This is a genomic window from Cryobacterium sp. M96, assembly GCF_002929845.1.
Lineage (GTDB): Bacteria > Actinomycetota > Actinomycetes > Actinomycetales > Microbacteriaceae > Cryobacterium > Cryobacterium sandaracinum.
This window is the reverse complement of sequence record NZ_PJJS01000032.1, coordinates 31,348-49,541: the sequence shown is the minus strand read 5'-3', so window position 1 is coordinate 49,541 and position 18,194 is coordinate 31,348. Positions and strand designations below refer to the sequence as shown.

Below are 18,194 nucleotides of genomic sequence, written 5' to 3'. Positions count from 1 at the left end.
CAGCCCCAGCCCCAGCCCCAGCCCCAGCCCCAGCCCATGATTGTGCCACTGGGGTCTCGCTGGGTGAGCAGCCGGAACCAATTCGACGGAGATTCTCCGGAAAAACGGGATTTCCAAACGATTTAGGGCCGATTTTGACAAAATCTCCGTCGAATTCGTTCGGGAGAGCCTGCCGCTCTCACGCTGCCGACGACAACGCTCATGAAGTCCGCGCTGTGTCAGACCGCGTTGAGTCCGCGTAACGCGGCTTGACGGTTGCGGTCGACTCCATGCGCGAGCATGCGCACGAGATGTCGATCGTGGGGCTGCACCCGGGAGAGTGCGACCCAGGCGACATCCTCGGCGCAGGTGGTCGGGCCGGGGGCTTCCCCGATCGGACCGGCCCCCTCCGATCAGGGCCGCGCCGATGACCAGCAGCACTACGCTCATGATCGTGGCATGGTGGCGCACCAGGAGGTCGACGGTTCGGTCGGAGCCGAGCGGATGACCCTGGCAGGCTCGCTCACGAGCCTGCGCCCCGTCGGCGACGTCCACTCACGTAAGCCGCCGCCGCGGTGCAACACCCGCCAACCGGTCTCGCTCGTCAGCGCATGACAGCCCGCAGACAGACGTGCCAGATTGTCGTGCGCGGTCAGCCCATCGAACTATCAATCCAGGGAATGCTCGATATCGCAGTTTGCGACCGACCGTTTGCAGCCTGGAAACCGGCAGGTTTGACCCACACCCGCAGGAACCGTTTCGGGTCTTACGGCACCATCTACCGGTCGCGGCCGACCAAGAGCACCGCCCCCGCCTCCGGACGCACCAGAATCCGGGTGAAGCTCGGCACCCGACCGCGATCCGCCGGGCCGTCTCCGCGGCGATCGGACCGCAGCGCCACCTTCTCAGCACGGTCGTAGAGCGTCCGCGACGCCATGCCGCGGGGCCTGGTACGTCAACTTCGACGCCGGCAACCTGCCTGCCGAACGCAGAACCTCCACCTCGAACGCCGGCCTCACCTCGTCGGCACCGACCACGCCTGAACGATCACCACCCTCGCATGCTGACAACTGATCTCACCCGACTCCAACGCGGCGCGGGCCAGCCCGAAGCGACGCGCGCCTCGACCGGTTCCGCCCGCCGAGCGAACGCCCCGTCCTACCTTGCCTCGATAGCGTCGGCCCGCGACTCAGCCGGCGGCGCCGAACCAGGTGGTGACCCCGGGCGAATACAGCACGGAATCCGGCTCGCGTCCGGCCAGCCCGGGGAACCCCGCCACGGCGAGCAGGGTGTCGTCAAGGCTCACCAGTTCGGCCTCGAAGAGCTCCCACGGCTCATGGTGGTTGCGCAGGTGCACCGTGCGGCCACGCGTACGGGTGAATAGAGCCCAGCGGGCGGTCAGGAAATCGGCGAGCGGGTCGCCGACGACCGGGCGGGCAGTCGGCCGCACCACGATCTCGGTGTGCGCCCCGGCGGCCAGGTGTCGGCGCGCGGTGTAGCGGTATTCCCCCGCCCCGACCTCAAGCTTGGTGCGGGACCACATGTACGGGATCGAGAACAATGCCCGGGCCGCCAGCACAGCCGCCAGCCGGGAGGCCTCCAGCGAGACGAAGACCACGCCGCGGTGCCCGTTCGCATCCACCGCGTACAGGCGCACGTTCACCTCAACGAAGGTGCCGAAGTAGGGAATGGGCGGACTGCCGAAGACGGTGGCCCGGTCCAGCACGAACGGGATCAGCCCAACCCAGCTAGCGCCGTCGAATTCGTCGGGCACGAGACCGTCCGGCAGCAGCGGAGCCACGAGAGCGGCGTCCACGCGCCAGTGCACGAATATCAGATTCGACCAGCGCTGGCTCGAGGACGCTCGCCCGGCCAGCAGGGGCGCAACGGCCGAGACCGGGTCCATCGCGGCATCCGTCATCTGGAAATCTCCCCTTGTTCCCGAGCCCATGCGGACCGGACTGCGGCATTCTGTGAACATCAACGCTACTCGCACCGGGACCAGGTCGACGCCCTCGAAATGCGAGCGATCCAGGCGCGAAGGCCTGAATCAGCGTCCGACCTGACTGCGTGCTATGCCTCGACGGCCGGCGCGGCCAGAGCGCTGTCGACGTCGGCCTGCTGGGCGGTCGTGAGTGAGGCCTGTGGCTTGGCGGTTTTGGTCGCGGCCGCTCCGACAGCGGCTCCACCGACGAGGTTGCCGAGCAGTTCCCGGATGCCGATACCCATGGTCGACTTGAGCACGCCGTCGACCTCGGTGATACCGGAAGCGACATTCTTGGTCAGTTGGCTGGCGCCATCCGTGGAGATGACCGTCAGGTTGTCGATGTTCGACATCGGAGCGGCCAGCTCGCGGGCGATCTCGGGCAGCATTTCCACCATGCGAAGCTGGATCAGCGCCTCACTCTGCTCGGCGACGGCCTCGGCGGACAGCCGGGTAGCGGTCGCCTCAGCGGTACCGCGGGCGAGGATGGCGTCGGCCTCGGCCTGCCCCTCCGCGCGGAGGGCCTCGGCGTTGGCGATGCGGCTGTCGCGGTCGGCGTTCGCGCCGGCCACGGCGGCCTCCGCCGCCGCGATGGCGGTCACCCGGATGCGGTACGCCTCGGCGTCGGCGATCGCGTTGACCTCGGACTCAAGCTCGGCCTTGCGGAGAGATGCGCGCCGCTGGGCGGTGAGCTCCTGCTCCTGAACGATGGCCTGCTGGGCCTTGGCCTCGGCCAGCGGCTTGGCCGCGGCGGCTTCGGCGGCGGCCTTGTCGGTGTCCAGCTGCAGCGCCGCTTTTCGAAGTGCGAGCGTGTTCTGGGCCTCGGCGATGGCCTGCTCGGCCAGAATGGCGGCCTCCTGTGCCTCCCGGTTGGCCGCGTGCTCGGCAACCTCGGCCTGGCGCCGCACCTTGGCCTGCTCGGCGCGTCCGAGGTCCCGGATGTAGTCGTTCTCGTCAGTGATGCCCTTAATCTCGAACGAGTCCACGTCGACGCCCTGGTTGGCCAGGGACTCCCGGGCGGTCGCCAGCACCGAGGAGCCGAGCTCGTCGCGCTTCTGGATGATGGTCATCACGTTCGTGCCACCGATCGACGACCGCAGGGATCCCGACAGTACTTCCTGTGCGAAGCCGTCGATGTTCTTGTCCTGGCCGAGAAACCTCTGCGCGGCGGCACGAATGGCGGCCGGGTCGTCGCCGACCTTCACAATGGCGACTGCTTCCACGGTGAGGGTGACGCCGTTCTGGTCCTGGGCGACGGCCGTGATCTCGATCGCCCGGCTGCGCAGGCTGATCTTGAACGCCTTCTGGAAGAACGGGGTGATGAACACGCCCTGGCCGTGCACGACGCGTTGCCCGGATTCCTCCAGCGTGGCGCCGTCGACGATGGTCTTCTTCGATTTCTTGCCGGTGATGATCAGGGCTTCGTCCGGCCCGGCGTTCTTGTAGACGCTCTTGGCATAGAACAGGCCGATCAGGAAGACGACGATACCCAGCATGATGAGACCGGGGATGGGGCTGAGCAGGAATTCAAACATGGGGTCCTTCCGTTCCGCCGGCACGAAGATCATGCACGTGGCCTGGCACTTCGCGCGGCGCGCGCGGGCACGAGACCCTCGAAGCCTAGTGGTCTGGGTCAGGCGGAACCATTCCCATTCGGGGGGTGCAGGTCAGAGCAGGCCGCGCTCCTGAGCAATAGTCACGGCCCGGGTGCGGTCGGTGTCCTCAAGCTTCTGATAGATGTTGCGCAGATAAGTTTTGACGGTGTTCGGGCTCACATTGTGCTTGCGGTCGATGTCCGCCACGGATTGATGGAAGGGCAGCTCGCGCAGCAGCACCCGCTCCCGCTCGGTGAGCGGTGCGACCGGGGCCGGGGCCGGGGCTGGGGCTGGGGCTGGGGCTGGGCAATTCTCCCCCGGCGCCTGAGCGGACCGAGTCACAATCCGGCTTGCGAAACCGTCGAGGTCCCGCAGCTGCTCAGCCAGGCGCGGCGCCCGAGCCAGACGGGCATCCGCTTCGGCAGATCGTTCACTCTCCTCAGCGATGCCGGCGAGCACGATCCAGGCGCTCACGAGCGTGGACCCGCGCCAACACCGGGCGGCCGGCGTTGCGGCGGCTTCCAGCCGCCCACCGGCGCCGTGGCGGCCCGGGGCCGGCGGGTACGCCAGGGAGCGGAGCAGCACGGCCTCCAACGAGTCCGTACCCAGCACGTTCTCCACCAGGAGCGTGACACGTCGGGCCTCGGCCCGCCCGTCCAGCACACCGGTCAGCTCGAACCAGGGGATGCAGCACAGGCTCGGCACACGCGGGTGGGCGTCCGCATTCTCCCGCATCAAGCCGTTCAGATTCTCGAGCACCGATCGCCGCCTCGGGTCCGCCGCCGGTGCCGACAGGGACAGGAAGGTCTGGGCGGGCACGATCAGTCCGGAATCGCACACCAGAGGGTCGGCCGCGACAAGCCGTTCCAGCACGCCCTGATCGATCGGCTCGCAGCGTTCGTACCGGCGGATCTGGAGCGAGACCGAGGCGCGGGCCGCTGCACGGTCGAACGCCGCCCCCGCCACGGATGCCACGGCACCCGTGGCCGGGCGCCCTGCGGCATCCGTCGCCCGAGCGAGTTGATCGTCGATGAGACCGGCGCGGGCCCAGTCGCCCCGGCGGGAGGCCGACACGGCGGCGAGGTCGCCGGCAAGAAGGAACAGCCATTGGTTACCGGCATTCCGCGCGGTCACAGCGACCATTCGCAGTCCCGCTTCGGCTCGCTCCGCCTCGCCCAGACCGGCGCGGCACCAGGTCTCCGCGGTGGCGGCCAGCAGGTCGACACCGAGGTCTCGCCGCCCCGGTGCGGCGCGGACGGCGCCCAGCCTGGCCAGACGGTCCCGGATTTCGTCAGGCGTCGCTGCGAAGAAGGCGGCAAGCGCGTCGATCACGACGGTCCAGATCTCCGCACTGCCGCCGGACGCGAGCCCCACCGCCTCGAGCTCCGCCAGCAGGTGGTCGGCCTGCCCCCGGTCGGGAAAGTACGGCGCGTCCAGGAGCAGCCTCAGGGACGCCGCCACGGATGCACCTGGGTTCCGGCGCGCACGGCCGGCTCTGCCAGGGCACGGAGGACGAGGTCGGGCGTTCCCCTGAGCACGAGATCGAGACCGAAGCATCGAGCATCTCGGCGGCGAGGACGGGCAGCCCGGCAGCAAGCGCCTGCTCGAGAGCGTTTTGACCGTCGGCGCGGCGCGCGAACCACCGGGCCGCGGTCTCGTGAGCCGCCGCCGCCACGAAGTCACGTCGCCGCACCTCGCCCTGCAGATAGGCCAGCAGGATCGAGTGGATCAGATACGCCCTGGTGTCGTCGCCGCTCTCCCTGGTGATAAGTGCGCTGGGCCCGGCCAGCCGGTCCAGCCCAGCCCCGGCATCCGCTCGCTTCGTCACCTCGACGGCCAGGTTGACCGAGAGGACAGGCCTGACGGCGGCGCGCAGCTTCGTGTTCTCGTCACCGTCAGCTCAGCCGGCGATGATCTCCGACCGGAGGAAACCGGCCACCGCCGGATCGTCACCGTCGAAATCCACCACCAGCCGTGCGGAATCGTCCCTCCCGTGCAGGAACGGCACGATCAGCAGCAGCTCGCTCCGATCGAACGCCAGGTCCGCCGGCGGCACGTCGACCATGGAGCCGTCGCCGCGCAGTCGCGTCGGCCCTGCGCACGGCCGAGTGCGCCCGGCGACCACGAGACGGATGCCCTCGGGCGCCGACGCGACCAGCTCGCCCACCAGCCCGGCCGATCCGCTTCGACACGGTCCAACCCACCGATGAACACGTACCGGGTGTCCCCGTCGTCTGACACCCCCGAGCGCCGCCCGACCTGCCGCCAGACGTCAGCGGGACGGAACCGGCCCGGCTGCGCGCGTACCCAAGTGACCGACTCCCCGTTCCGGTGAAAACGGCCAGCCCAGGACGCCAGCAGGGTCATCTTCCCGGAGCCTGCCGCAGCCCACACGCAGACGCAGCGCGCTTCGCCGGCGATGAGCCGATGAAATGCACCATCAAGCCGCGGCCGTTTCACCTCAGCGGTCGACGGAGCCGGGATCGGCGTGCCGACCCCCGGTGACGGTGCAGCCGGTGACGACGCTGCAGGTGTCACGGCTCCCGGTGTCAGGGCTGCTCCCGGAAGCGCCATCTGAGCCGGTACCCGATGCGAGGTCATAGAGACGCGTCCTCCATTCGCGGCCCCGAGTGGTCGTTCAGCCTCGTCACCGTGGCTCTCGGCCTGCCCCACGGCTAGGGTGCACGCAGTTCCACGGAGTCGAGGGAGTACCAGGCGCAGACCGATCAGTGCATCCGCAGTGTCGCCGGAACCAGTGCCGGGCCCACGGAGGAGATCGGCCGGGCGAAGGCTCTGCACGATGCGGGCGCGATCACCCCGGCCGAGTTCGACGCCCTGAAGTCCCAGGCGCTGTCGAGGTCGTCCTACACCGAATAGGACAGCCACCGAATAGGACAGCACGCACAGGGCGGTGCTGCTTCATGGTTAGACGGCGTCGAGCGCGTAGCCCTCTTCACCGTGCACGATGGTGTCCACTCCGGCCACCTCGTCTTCGTTGTTGATTCGGAAGCCGATCGTCTTCTGAATGATCACGCCGATGCCGTAGGCCATCACGAAGGAGAAGATCGCGATGCCGAAGGCTGCGACGAGCTGCACCCAAAGCTGGTTGAGGCTGCCGGTGTCGAGCAGGCCGATGCCCGACCCGAAGATACCGATGTAGAGCGTTCCGATCATGCCACCGATGAGGTGGATGCCCACCACGTCGAGCGAGTCGTCGAAGCCCCACTTGAACTTCAGGTCGATGGCAACCGCGCATACCGCTCCGACGAGGACTCCGAGGACGATCGCCCAGAACGGGGTGAGGATGTTACAGGCAGGGGTGACGGCGACGAGCCCGGCGACGGCACCCGAGGCGGCACCGATCGAGGTGGGCTTGCCGTCCTTGATCTTCTCGACGATCAGCCAGCCGAGAATACCGGCGGCGGGAGCGACGAGCGTGTTGATCCAGGCGAGGGCGGCGACACCGTCGACGGCGGCTTCGGAGCCGGCATTGAAACCGAACCAGCCGAACCACAGGAGCGAGGCACCGAGGAGGGTGAGCGGAACGTTGTGGGGCTTGGAGATGCCTTTCTTGAAACCCACCCGCTTGCCGAGCACCAAGGCGAGAGCCAGACCGGCTGCACCGGCGTTGATGTGCACAGCGGTGCCACCGGCGAAGTCGTTGACCCCGAGAGCGGCGGGAGCCCAGCCGTCGGCGAGGTTGAAGACCCAGTAGGCGACCGGGAAATACACCAGGGTCGACCACACGGCGGCGAAGATCAACCAGGCGCCGAACTTGGCACGGTCGGCGATCGCACCAGAGATCAGTGCGACGGTGATGATGGCGAAGGTGGCCTGGAAGCCGGCGAACGCCAGCCCGTTCAGGTCGGGAGAGAGGGATCCGTCTTCCCCGGCGCCGAGCAGCCCACTCAGGCCGAGCAGCCCGGACGGGTTGCCGAGGAAACCGGGGATCAGCGGCGGGCCGAAGACGAGCCCGTAGCCGTAGAGCACCCACAGCACACCGACAACGCCCATCGCGCCGAAGCTCATCATCATCATGCTGATGACGCTCTTCGCCTTCACCATTCCGCCGTAGAAGAAGGCAACACCGGGAGTCATCAGAAGCACGAGGGCGGCCGCGACGAGGAGCCACAAAGAATTGAGATTCAGGGCTATTTCATCAGTTGTGGCGTCCAACAGGACTGACAGTTGAACCATGGATATGGTTACCTCTCGCTAACTAACAGTGGTTGCCGTCGACGTGCACAGGGTGAGCGGTTGATCGTGTCTCGGCGGGTACAGAGTCAGTTTGAAGTTGTGAGGTTTCGGTGAGTGCGCGCGGATGTTTCGCCCGCGTTACGCGCCGAGTGATGGTGTTAACATCGCGTTTCCGGCGGGCAGAGCGGTGGCCCGGCCTCGATCAGTCGTGGATCAGTCGTGCGGTGGAAGCTCACCTGTGGTCAGCGCCACGAGACGGGACTGGGACCGCTGGTACTTCTTTCGGTAACCGCCGGAGAGCATCTCCTCGTCGAAGACCTCGTTCAGGGGCTGCCCGTTGGCGATGATCGGAATCTCCGCGTCGTAGACCCGGTCGATGAAGGCGACCAGCCTGAGGGCATCCGTCTGGTCGGTCAGTAGGTACACATCGGTCAGGGCGATGACGTCGATGCCGTGGATCAACTTGATGTACTTCGACGGATGCACCGTGCTGAGATGTCGGATCAGGTCGCCGAAGTCGTCCCGGGTCACCGTGGAGCCGCGTTCGACCAGGGCGGGCACCAGCTGGTCCACTTCGTCCCGGGACACGGCGATGGCGTGGCCCTCGATGTCGCGCCTGCGGAAGTCGAGGCCGTCGATACGCACGATCTCGAAGTTCGCGGACATCGCCTGGATCTCGCGAAGGAAGTCGATCGCGGCGAAACGCCCCTCGCCCAGCGAATTCGGCGGCGTGTTCGACGTGGCGGCGACGCGGGTACCCGAGGCCACGAGCTCGCCCAGAAGCCGGGTCATCAGCATGGTGTCGCCCGGGTCGTCGAGTTCGAACTCGTCGATGCAGATCAGGCGGGCGCCGGAGAGCTGCCTGACGGTGGCTGCGTAGCCGAGTGCTCCCACCAGTGCGGTGTACTCGATGAAGGTGCCGAAGTATTTCGGTCCCGGGGCGGCATGCCAGAGCGCGGCCAGCAGGTGGGTTTTGCCGACGCCGAAACCACCGTCCAGGTAGATGCCCGGCAGCTCCGGCTTGGGCTTGCGGGTGCGGGAGAAGAAGCCGCTGGGCCGCTGGGCCAGCCAGGCTCCGGCAAAGGTGCCCAGCCGTTCCACGGCCTCGAGCTGCGAGGGGAAGTTCAGGTCAGGTCGGTACGACGCGAAGGTGGCGTGCTCGAACTGGGGCGGCGGAACCAACTCGGCCACGATCTCCGGCCCGGTGATGCTCGGAGAGCGATCGGCCAAACGTTGCACCTGGCTGAGAGCTCGTGGAGCCATGCTGTAGTACCCGGTTTCTGTGTCGAACTGATAGTCCCGGTCTGAGCACCATCGTTGAAGAACGACCGCGGATGCGATCAGGACCCATACCGCGTAGATTCGAAAACGCGGACCGGTAACCAGCCTAAACCGCGCCCATTTGATTCCAGTGTCCATCGGACGCCACCAGGAGGTTCCCCCCATGTCTGTTGATCTCGATCCGGCACCGAAGTTCATGGCCTACGCCCACCCCGAACGTCTGGTCAGCACCGAGTGGCTGCAGGCGCATCTCGAAACCCCCGGTCTTGTTGTCGTCGAATCGGATGAAGACGTTCTGCTCTACGAAACCGGCCACATTCCGGGAGCCGTGAAAATCGACTGGCATACCGACCTCAATGATCCGGTCGAGCGCGACTTCGTCGACGGTGCCGCCTTCGCCGCAATGCTCGGTGCCAAGGGCATCTCCCGCGACACCACCGTGGTCATCTACGGCGACAAGAACAACTGGTGGGCGGCCTACGCCCTGTGGGTGTTCACCCTATTCGGCCACGAAGACGTCCGCCTGCTCGACGGCGGCCGTGACAAGTGGGTGGCCGAGGAACGAGGCCTCACCCGGGACAAGCCCGTTATCACCCCGACCGTGTACCCGGTCGCCCCGCGCAACGATTCCGCCATCCGCGCATTCCGCGAGGATGTCTTCGCGCACTTCGGGAACCCGCTGATCGACGTGCGCTCCCCCGAGGAGTACACCGGCGAACGCACCCACATGCCGGCCTACCCGGAGGAGGGCGCCCTGCGCGGCGGCCACATCCCGTCGGCGGCGTCGGTGCCGTGGGCGCGCGCCGCTGCCCCGGACGCCACCTTCCGCACCCGAAGCGAGCTGGACGCCATCTACCGTGACGAGGCCGGCCTCTCCGACGGCGACAACGTCATCGCCTACTGCCGGATCGGCGAGCGGTCCAGCCACACCTGGTTCGTCCTGACCCACCTTCTCGGCTTCGAAGGCGTGCGCAACTACGACGGGTCCTGGACCGAATGGGGTAACGCCGTGCACGTGCCGATCGTGATGGGCACGGAGCCGGGCGCCGCACCTCAGCCCCGCTGAGCCGGCCAGCCCACTCGGATTCTGGGGCCTCACGGCCCGCGCATGGCAGAATGAGTGTCGATGACCGCTACCGAACTTCCCGCCAAACTGGCCGAGATCCGCGATGACTTCCTCGAACTCGAGGAGTCCGACCGGCTGCTGCTGCTGCTTGAGTTCGCCGACGAGCTGCCGGCGCTCCCGCCGCGCTACGCGGAGCACCCGGACCTGCTCGAGCGAGTCGTTGAATGCCAGTCTCCCGTCTTCATGTTCGTCGAGGTGGACGGCGAGTCCGCGGTGCACCTCTACGCGACCGCTCCCCGGGAGTCGCCGACGACCCGGGGCTTCGCCTCGATCCTGGCCCAGGGTCTGGATGGGCTCAGCGCCCAGGAGGTGCTCGATGTGCCGGATGACTATCCGAACACGATCGGATTGACGAAAGCGGTGTCTCCCCTGCGCATCCGCGGCATGTCAGCCATGCTCGCCCGCACCAAGCGCCGCCTGCGCGAGGGCGCTGCGTGACCCTGACCCGGGTGTTTCCGGAGCCGGACGCGGGCGGCGATACGGTCGACCTGCCGCGGAGCGTCGACGGGCTCGACCCGGTCAGCCGGGATTGGCTGTTGCGGCGCTACGCCCCGGCGCCGGGCGCGTACCTGCGGGTCAACATGATCGCCAGCCTGAACGGCGGCGTGGCCGGGTCCGATGGCACCTCGGATTCCCTCTCGAGCCGCCTCGACCGCCGGATCCTTGGTGTGATCAGGGAACTTGCCGACGTCGTCCTGATCGGCGCCGGCAGTGTCCGTGCGGAGGGGTACGTCGTGCCGGCCCGGGCGGCCCTCGCGGTCGTCACCTCCAGCGGAAACCTGGCCGGTCATCGGCTCGAGCACTTTACGCACCGGGACTCCGCACACCCGGAATCCGCGCATCGGCAGCCGGTGTTCATCCTCTGTCCGCGCTTCGCAGTCGGCCGGGTGGAGGCCGCCACGGTCGGGGCCCGCACGACCGTCGTGCCGCTCGACGATGAGAACGGCGTCCTCACTCCGTCCACGATTCTCGCGGCCCTCTGCGCCCTCGGCCTCCCGCGCATCGTCTGCGAGGGAGGTCCGGTGCTGGCCGGGCGATTCTTCGCGGCCGACCTGGTCGACGAATTCTGCCTGTCCACGAGCCCCCAGGTAGTGCTCGGCGGCCGCGGGTTGCTCGAATCGGCCACGGCCGGATCCACCGGATTCAGGTTGCGGCAACTTCTTCTGGACGACCAGGGAGCGACATACGCTCGGTGGGAGCGATCTCGACCAGCCAGTTCGTGATGGCCTGATTCCAACCCTCGCGGTCGTAGTTCCACAGCTTCGTGTGCCGCGCCACCGCGAACGGCAGAAAGGTCACAATGTCGGGTCGGCGCCCGGCCAGGGCGCGGGAGCCGGTCGCGGGCACGAATCCGTCGTCGTCGCTGTGCATCAGGAGCACCGGTAGGTCGAGCTCGGCGGCGCGCGTGACGAAATCGAGGCGTCCGAAGTCGATCGGTTGGGTCTGACCGGTGACGATCTTGCCCCAACGCCGTCCCAGGACCTCCAGAGCACCGCTGGCGATGACCGCGGGCAGGCCGAGCAGACCGCCGTGGAAGCGCGCGACATCCGCCCAGTCGATCACGGGCGAGTCGAGCACGATGCCGACGATCCGGTCGCGCAGCGTTGATCGCGTCGCGCTCTGCAGCACGATCGCGCCGCCCATGGACCACCCCATCAACACGATCTCCGTCGCACCGCGGTGCACCGCGAACGCGATCGCCGCATCGACATCCTGCCATTCGGCGTCTCCGAGGGAATACCGGCCGCCGCCGCTCCGCGGTGCCTCCCCGTCGTTGCGGTACGACACAAGCAGGGACGTGAAGCCCGCATCCCGGAAGACCGGCGCCGCTCGCAGCGTCTCCTGCCGCTGCACCCCGCGCCCGTGCACCTGGATCACCCAGCGGCCGTCCGGCTCCTCGGCCGGGATCAGCCAGGCCGGGGCATCACCGACGTCGGTGGAAACGAGCACGTCCTCGAAGGCGAAGTCGAGGTCCCAGGGCCCGAGGTACGAGTAGCCGCCGAGCCGGCCGCGCTCAGCTCGGGCCAGATCCCCGTGATCGACGCGCAGGATGCGCCGCGTCACCTTCGTGGGCGTGAGACGGAGGATCTCGCCCAGGTGGGCGTGTCCTGTATCGCCCGAGAACCAGAAGCTGTAATCGCCCTGCAGTACGGAATCCGCCGTGGACTGCAGCGTAATCGTTCCCGCCACGAGGTCGACGGAGTGGATCCGCACGTCGTCGGAGCGCGTGGTCGAGGGCGTCACAATCCGACGTGCCATCACGGCCGCCAAAACACCGCCCGCGATCCCCAGCAACACCGTTGCCCCGGCGACTGCGATCCCGCTCACCGCCAGAAAACGCCTCGGGTACCGCCCTGAGCCCGCCCGCTCACGCATGACTACCTTCCCTGTCCGGCGTGCCTGTCCGACTCCGCTCGAAAAAAACTCTAGTCTGCACACGTGCCCGAAACACAAGAAACGCCTTCGCCGGAGTTCGCCGCCGCCCGCGCATCCTTCGCACGTGCCCGCATCCGTACGGAGCTTGTGGTCAATGAGATTTCCGCACCCGGAAACCTCGCTCCGCACTCCATCGCCTTCTCGGCCGACGTGACCCCGGTACGTCACGGGAGCGACTCCGATCTCGGGACCGGACGCTTCATCCTGCTGTATGACCCGGCCGAGCCCGAGGAGTGGGGCGGCGCCTTCCGCGTCGTCTGCTTCGCCCAGGCTCCCCTGGAAACCGACATCGGCCTCGACCCGTTCGTCGCGGGGGTCACCTGGTCGTGGCTCGTCGATGCTCTCGACGCCCACGGGGCACGGTATACAGCGGCCTCGGGGACCGCTACTAAGATTATCTCGTCCGGCTTTGGCGAACTTGCCAAGCAGGGCGATGGCGCGCAGATCGAACTGCGGGCCTCGTGGACGCCGCTGGACCACAATCTCGCCGCCCACGTCGAAGGATGGGGCGAGCTGCTCTGCATGCTCGCAGGTCTTCCACCCACTGGCGAAGGAGTCAGCATGTTGTCCACACGCCGAACCGGTCGTGCTTGATCACCAGGTGATCGATACGCGGGACGCCTACCTCGCGGCGACCGCAGCCCTCAGCGCGGGCACGGGCCCGATCGGCATCGACGCTGAACGAGCCTCCGGCTTCACCTACTCCCAGCGCGCCTACCTGATCCAGATCTATCGGCGCGACGCTGGCACATTCCTGTTTGACCCGCCCGCGATCGGCGACTTCCACGAGCTCAACCAGGCTCTGCGCGATGACGAGTGGATTTTCCACGCCGCGAGCCAGGACCTGGCCTGCCTGCGCGAGGTCGGACTTGACCCCCGACACATCTTCGACACTGAACTGGCCGCCCGCCTGCTCGGAATCCCCCGGGTCGGCCTCGGCACGGTGGTGGAAGAGCTGCTCGGCATCCATCTTGCCAAGGAACACTCCGCCGCCAACTGGTCGACCCGCCCACTGCCGGAGGCCTGGCTGGTCTACGGCGCGCTCGACGTGGAACTGCTTCCCGACCTGCGTGACCGTATGGTCGACATGCTCGCCACCGATTCCAAGACCGACATCGCCGCGCAGGAATTCGCCGCCGTGCTGGCGCGTGAGGCGAAGCCCGTCGGCCCCGAACCCTGGCGCCGCCTTTCCGGCGTGCACTCCATCCGGGGACAGCGTGGCCTGGCCGTGGCCCGGGAATTGTGGCTGGCTCGCGACGCTCTGGCACAGGAGCTGGATGTGTCCCCCGGCCGGCTCGTGCCCGATGCGTCGCTGACGGCGGCAGCACGGGCCATGCCGGCGAACCGGCAGGCCCTGGCTGATCTGAGGGAGTTCAGCGGCCGTGCGAGCCGCAGCGAACTCGACCGCTGGTGGCGTGCCATCCAGAAGGGCCTGGCGTCAACCGACCTGCCGTCGCTTCGGGGCAACGGCGACCTGCTCCCGCCCCCGCGCGCCTGGTCCGACCGCAATCCCGAGGCTGACCTGCGCTACAAGGCCGCTCGCGCAGCCCTCACCGAGGTCTCCGAGGAGCTCGCCATCCCGCTGGAGAACCTCGTCACCCCGGACTATGTCCGCCGGGTGGCGTGGACGCCGCCCGTCAACGTCGATCCCGCATCCGTCGGTGAGGCGCTCGCGCACCTGGGTGCGCGCACCTGGCAAATTGAAGTGACCGCACAACGGATCGCCGATGCCTTTGTGGATGTCCACCAATCGATCGAGCTCTCTTCGGAAGCGGATTCGTAGGATCCGTCCAAGGATTCGACCCTCCACGGGAGCCCCTTTAGGATCGACCGACACCTGATCGATGATGGAGGCAAAGTGGCCGATAGAACAGAAGTCGTGTTTGTGGACGGGGTTCGTACCCCGTTCGGACGCGCCGGTGAAAAGGGCATTTACTGGAACACCCGGGCGGATGATCTCGTGGTCAAGGCCATGATCGGACTGCTGGAACGCAACCCGTCGGTCCCTGGGGAACGCATCGACGAGGTGGCGATTGCCGCCACCACCCAGACCGGCGATCAGGGCCTCACGCTCGGTCGCACGGCGGCACTGCTTTCGGGGTTGCCGAAGTCGGTACCCGGATTCGCCATTGACCGGATGTGCGCCGGCGCCATGACCGCCGTGACCACTCTCGGAGCCGGGATCGGATTTGGCGCCTACGACCTGGCCATCGCCGGCGGCGTCGAGCACATGGGACGCCACCCGATGGGTTCGGGCGTCGACCCGAATCCGCGTTTCCTGTCCGAGCGCCTGGTCAGCGAGGACGCCCTCAATATGGGCGCCACGGCCGAGCGCATCCACGACCGGTTCCCGGCGTACACCAAGGAGCGGTCCGACCGGTTCGCCCTGCGCAGCCAACAGAAGGTCGCCGCGGCCTATGCCGCCGAGAAGATACAGCCCGACCTGGTGTCGGTTGCGATCCGCAGCGATTCCGGCTGGGGTCTGGCGACCCGCGACGAGGCTCCCCGCCCCGAAACCACGATGGAGGGCCTCGCGACTCTCAAGACCCCCTTCCGTCCCCACGGACGGGTCACTGCCGGCAACGCTTCCGGGCTCAACGACGGTGCCAGCGCCTGCCTCCTCGCCAGCGGCAAGGCCGCCAAGGACCTCGGTCTCACCGTCAAAATGAAGATGGTCAGCTTCGCCTTCGCCGGCGTTGAGCCGGAGGTCATGGGACTCGGTCCGGTCCCCTCCACCGAGAAGGCCCTGCGCAAGGCCGGCCTCAGCATCACGGACATCGGCCTGTTCGAACTCAATGAGGCTTTCGCCGTGCAGGTCATCTCGTTCCTCGACCACTTCGGCATCGACGACGAGGACCCACGGGTGAACGAGTACGGCGGCGCGATCGCCATCGGACATCCGCTCGCTTCCTCCGGCGTGCGCCTGATGAACCAGCTCGCCCGTCAGTTCAGCGAGCACCCGGAGGTGCGCTACGGCCTCACCGCCATGTGCATCGGTCTCGGCCAGGGCGGCACCGTGATTTGGGAGAACCCGAACTTCAACCGGAAGGCAAGCAAGCGATGAGCAACTACTCCGAACTCGATTTCACCCCGCTGGTCGAGCTGTCGGCCGACGAGGTCGTCACCCACTGCTACGTACACGATGTGCCTCTGTCCGGTGGAAGGACCCTGGCGCTGGTCACGCTCGACAACGGCCGGGACCACACCCGCCCGAACACGCTCGGCCCGAACACCCTGCTCGAGTTCGCCATGGCGATGGACCTTCTCCGGGAACGCGCCGCCCTCGGCGACATCCACGGCGTCGCCGTCACCGGCAAACCGTTCATCCTCGCCGCCGGCGCCGACCTGAGCAAGGTCAGCGAGATCCCATCGCTCGCGACGGGCAAGCTGCTGGCCCAGTTGGGCCACTATGCGCTGGGCAAGCAGGCCGAACTGGGTGTGCCCTCCTTCGTGTTCATCAACGGGCTCGCACTGGGGGGCGGGCTGGAGATCGCCCTCAACGCCGACTACCGCACCGTCGACGCGACCGTGCCCGCGATCGCGCTGCCCGAGGTCTCCCTTGGGCTGATCCCGGGCTGGGGCGGCTCCTACCTGCTGCCCAACCTGATCGGCATCGAGAACGCGCTGAAGGTGATCATCGAGAATCCGCTCAAGCACCGCACGCTCAAAGCGGCGGATGCTCTCGAGCTGGGCATCGCCGACGTGCAGTTCGCCTCGGCCAGGTTCCTTGAACAGTCCATCGAGTGGGCCGATGGCGTGATCGCCGGAAAGACAAAGGTCGCCCGGCCCAATACGCCCGGCAAGGTCGAACGGCTCGTGAAATGGGATGTGGCCGTGGGCGTGGCCCGTAAGATGCTGGAAAACCGCATCGGAACCGTCGCCCGGTCGCCGTACATCGCCCTCAACCTGCTCAAAGCAGCCAAGAGCGGATCTCGCCAGGAAGGGTTCGAGCGGGAAGACGACTCCTTGGCCGAACTCATCGCCGGAGACCAGCTGCAGGCCAGTATTTACGCTTTCAACCTGGTGCAGAAGCGAGCCAAGCGGCCGGCCGGTGCGCCGGACAAGGCCCTCGCCCGCCCGATCAACAAGGTAGGCGTCATCGGCGCCGGCCTGATGGCCAGCCAGTTCGCCCTTCTCTTCGTGCGTCGCCTGCGCGTGCCCGTAGTCATCACAGACCTCGACCAGGCCCGCGTCGAGAAGGGCGTCGCGTACATCCACGGCGAGATCCTCACCCTGGAGACCAAGAACCGTATCTCCCCCGACGAGGCCAACCGGCTCCGCGCTCTGGTCACGGGAACGACAGACAAGGCACAGTTCGCCGACGCCGACTGGGTGATCGAGGCCGTCTTCGAGGAACTCGGCGTGAAGCAGGATGTCTTCGCCGAAATCGAGAAGCACATCTCTCCCGACGCCATCCTCGCCACCAACACCTCGTCCCTCTCGGTCGAACAGATCGGTGCGAAGCTGGCCCACCCCGAGCGCCTGGTCGGTTTCCACTTCTTCAACCCGGTGGCGATCATGCCGCTGATCGAGGTCGTGAACACCCCGCGGACCAACGACGCCACTCTCTCCACGGCGATGGTCGTGGCAGCCAAACTGCGAAAGAACGCGGTCATCACCCGGGACACCTCCGGGTTCGTCGTGAACCGCCTCCTGGCGAAGCTCTTGGGTGAGGCCATGCACGCCGTCGACACCGGAACCCCGTTCGAGGTCGTCGATGGGTCACTCGCTCCGTTCGGGATGCCGATGACCCCGTTCGAGCTGCTCGAGCTGGTCGGCCTCAAGGTCGGCGCACACGTTCTGGACACCCACCATGCCGCATTCCCGGACCGGTTTTTCGAGAGCGCGAACCTGCATAAGCTGGCCGAGCACGGAACCATTCTGGAGCGCGACGCCAAGGGCAGGATCAAGGGCTTCGACAAGGGCGCCGTCAAGATCGTCGCGGGCGGGCAGACCCCGATGACAGCCGAGCAGATCCTACGCCGGATCGAGGACGGCCTCGCCGATGAAATCAAGCGGATGCTGGACGACGGCGTCGTGCACGCCGCGGAGGACATCGACCTGTGCATGATCCTCGGGGCCAACTGGCCGTTCCAGATGGGCGGGATCACGCCCTACCTCGACCGCGTCGGCGCGAGCGAACGGGTCTTCCAGGGCACGTTCCACACCCCACCGATCCGCGGCGTCGCTGCCGCGGCCCTGCCTGCCACCCGCACGAGCGTAAGCAACTGACCGCAGGCGACTGACTGCATCCACTCCGCCGACCCGTAACCTCGGCTCCTTTCTCTTCACGGAAGGGGAGCCGAGGTCGTGGCTCGGCGCGGTGGTCGGCGGTATTTTTCTGCGGCCGGCGGGGCCGGAAGGGTGAGGCCCGCCAAGTGTGGGCGTTGGGGGTCGCACGGGCCGGGGTTTCCGAACCGGGCGTTTCCCTTGCCGACGTAGACGATCAGGGGACCTCGATGTGGGCAGAACGTGCATTCCACGCCCTATCCGAGTCCGGGCCCGGCCCGGCCAGCAACTCTGCCCTGAACGAATTCGACGGAGATTCTGCCGGATTTGGCCCCACAAACCCCCGAGAAAGCGGTTTTCCCCCAGA

At 67.4% G+C, this 18,194-nt stretch carries 16 protein-coding genes; 9 read left to right on the top strand and 7 right to left on the bottom strand.

The window, feature by feature from the left end:
• The first annotated feature begins 438 nt into the window (after positions 1-438).
• The gene (locus CXY79_RS15865) at positions 439-594 is read left to right on the top strand and encodes a hypothetical protein (protein WP_158250211.1); all 156 of its coding nucleotides are present in this window, start codon (positions 439-441) and stop codon (positions 592-594) included.
• Positions 595-1,168: 574 nt separating this feature from the next.
• Here the strand turns inward: CXY79_RS15865 and CXY79_RS02720 are convergent.
• The 4 genes from CXY79_RS02720 to CXY79_RS02705 all read right to left on the bottom strand — a co-directional run bounded on the left by CXY79_RS02720 (position 1,169) and on the right by CXY79_RS02705 (position 5,725).
• Positions 1,169-1,900 carry a YqjF family protein gene (locus tag CXY79_RS02720; RefSeq protein WP_104099625.1) on the bottom strand — a complete coding sequence of 244 codons (732 nt, stop codon included), beginning with the start codon at positions 1,898-1,900 and terminating at the stop codon, positions 1,169-1,171.
• A 152-nt stretch (positions 1,901-2,052) separates the two neighbouring features.
• Positions 2,053-3,498, bottom strand: a complete 1,446-nt coding sequence (locus tag CXY79_RS02715; RefSeq protein ID WP_158250210.1) for a flotillin family protein — start codon at positions 3,496-3,498, stop codon at positions 2,053-2,055.
• A 132-nt stretch (positions 3,499-3,630) separates the two neighbouring features.
• On the bottom strand, positions 3,631-5,019 hold the full coding sequence (locus CXY79_RS02710; RefSeq protein WP_199186712.1) for a LuxR C-terminal-related transcriptional regulator: 1,389 nt from the start codon (positions 5,017-5,019) through the stop codon (positions 3,631-3,633).
• Positions 5,020-5,458: 439 nt separating this feature from the next.
• A complete protein-coding gene (locus CXY79_RS02705; RefSeq protein ID WP_104099622.1) occupies positions 5,459-5,725 on the bottom strand; it encodes a hypothetical protein in 267 nt (88 codons plus the stop codon).
• A 566-nt stretch (positions 5,726-6,291) separates the two neighbouring features.
• Between CXY79_RS02705 and CXY79_RS16345 the strand changes: the two genes are divergently transcribed.
• On the top strand, positions 6,292-6,435 hold the full coding sequence (locus CXY79_RS16345; RefSeq protein ID WP_134342495.1) for an SHOCT domain-containing protein: 144 nt from the start codon (positions 6,292-6,294) through the stop codon (positions 6,433-6,435).
• 48 nt (positions 6,436-6,483) lie between these two features.
• Here CXY79_RS16345 and CXY79_RS02700 read toward each other — a convergent pair whose 3' ends face one another.
• Both CXY79_RS02700 and zapE read right to left on the bottom strand, forming a co-directional pair.
• Positions 6,484-7,755, bottom strand: coding sequence for an ammonium transporter (locus tag CXY79_RS02700; protein WP_104099621.1), 1,272 nt, complete (start codon positions 7,753-7,755; stop codon positions 6,484-6,486).
• A 213-nt stretch (positions 7,756-7,968) separates the two neighbouring features.
• Entirely contained in the window at positions 7,969-9,018 is a 1,050-nt protein-coding gene (gene zapE / locus CXY79_RS02695; protein WP_104099620.1) for a cell division protein ZapE, read from the bottom strand.
• Positions 9,019-9,199: 181 nt separating this feature from the next.
• Here zapE and CXY79_RS02690 point away from each other — a divergent pair, with 181 nt between their 5' ends.
• Genes CXY79_RS02690 through CXY79_RS02680 form a run of 3 tightly spaced genes read left to right on the top strand, consistent with a single transcriptional unit; the run spans position 9,200 to position 11,385 of the window.
• The gene (locus CXY79_RS02690; RefSeq protein ID WP_104099619.1) at positions 9,200-10,102 is read left to right on the top strand and encodes a sulfurtransferase; all 903 of its coding nucleotides are present in this window, start codon (positions 9,200-9,202) and stop codon (positions 10,100-10,102) included.
• Between the two features lie 60 nt (positions 10,103-10,162).
• Positions 10,163-10,600, top strand: coding sequence for a SufE family protein (locus CXY79_RS02685; RefSeq protein ID WP_104099618.1), 438 nt, complete (start codon positions 10,163-10,165; stop codon positions 10,598-10,600).
• The gene (locus CXY79_RS02680) at positions 10,597-11,385 is read left to right on the top strand and encodes a dihydrofolate reductase family protein (protein ID WP_104099617.1); all 789 of its coding nucleotides are present in this window, start codon (positions 10,597-10,599) and stop codon (positions 11,383-11,385) included. Before CXY79_RS02685 ends, CXY79_RS02680 begins: the two co-directional genes overlap by 4 nt.
• Here the strand turns inward: CXY79_RS02680 and CXY79_RS02675 are convergent.
• Entirely contained in the window at positions 11,306-12,490 is a 1,185-nt protein-coding gene (locus tag CXY79_RS02675) for a S9 family peptidase (RefSeq protein WP_158250209.1), read from the bottom strand. The genes CXY79_RS02680 and CXY79_RS02675 overlap by 80 nt on opposite strands.
• 111 nt (positions 12,491-12,601) lie before the next feature.
• On the opposite strand from CXY79_RS02675, the gene CXY79_RS02670 reads away from it, so the two are divergent.
• The 4 genes from CXY79_RS02670 to CXY79_RS02655 all read left to right on the top strand — a co-directional run bounded on the left by CXY79_RS02670 (position 12,602) and on the right by CXY79_RS02655 (position 17,830).
• A complete protein-coding gene (locus CXY79_RS02670) occupies positions 12,602-13,192 on the top strand; it encodes a DUF3000 domain-containing protein (RefSeq protein ID WP_104099615.1) in 591 nt (196 codons plus the stop codon).
• Positions 13,185-14,381 carry a ribonuclease D gene (locus CXY79_RS02665; RefSeq protein ID WP_104099614.1) on the top strand — a complete coding sequence of 399 codons (1,197 nt, stop codon included), beginning with the start codon at positions 13,185-13,187 and terminating at the stop codon, positions 14,379-14,381. Before CXY79_RS02670 ends, CXY79_RS02665 begins: the two co-directional genes overlap by 8 nt.
• 75 nt (positions 14,382-14,456) lie before the next feature.
• On the top strand, positions 14,457-15,662 hold the full coding sequence (locus CXY79_RS02660; RefSeq protein ID WP_104099613.1) for a thiolase family protein: 1,206 nt from the start codon (positions 14,457-14,459) through the stop codon (positions 15,660-15,662).
• Positions 15,659-17,830, top strand: coding sequence for a 3-hydroxyacyl-CoA dehydrogenase NAD-binding domain-containing protein (locus CXY79_RS02655; protein ID WP_104099612.1), 2,172 nt, complete (start codon positions 15,659-15,661; stop codon positions 17,828-17,830). The genes CXY79_RS02660 and CXY79_RS02655 overlap by 4 nt, the downstream gene beginning before the upstream one ends.
• Positions 17,831-18,194 lie beyond the last annotated feature (364 nt).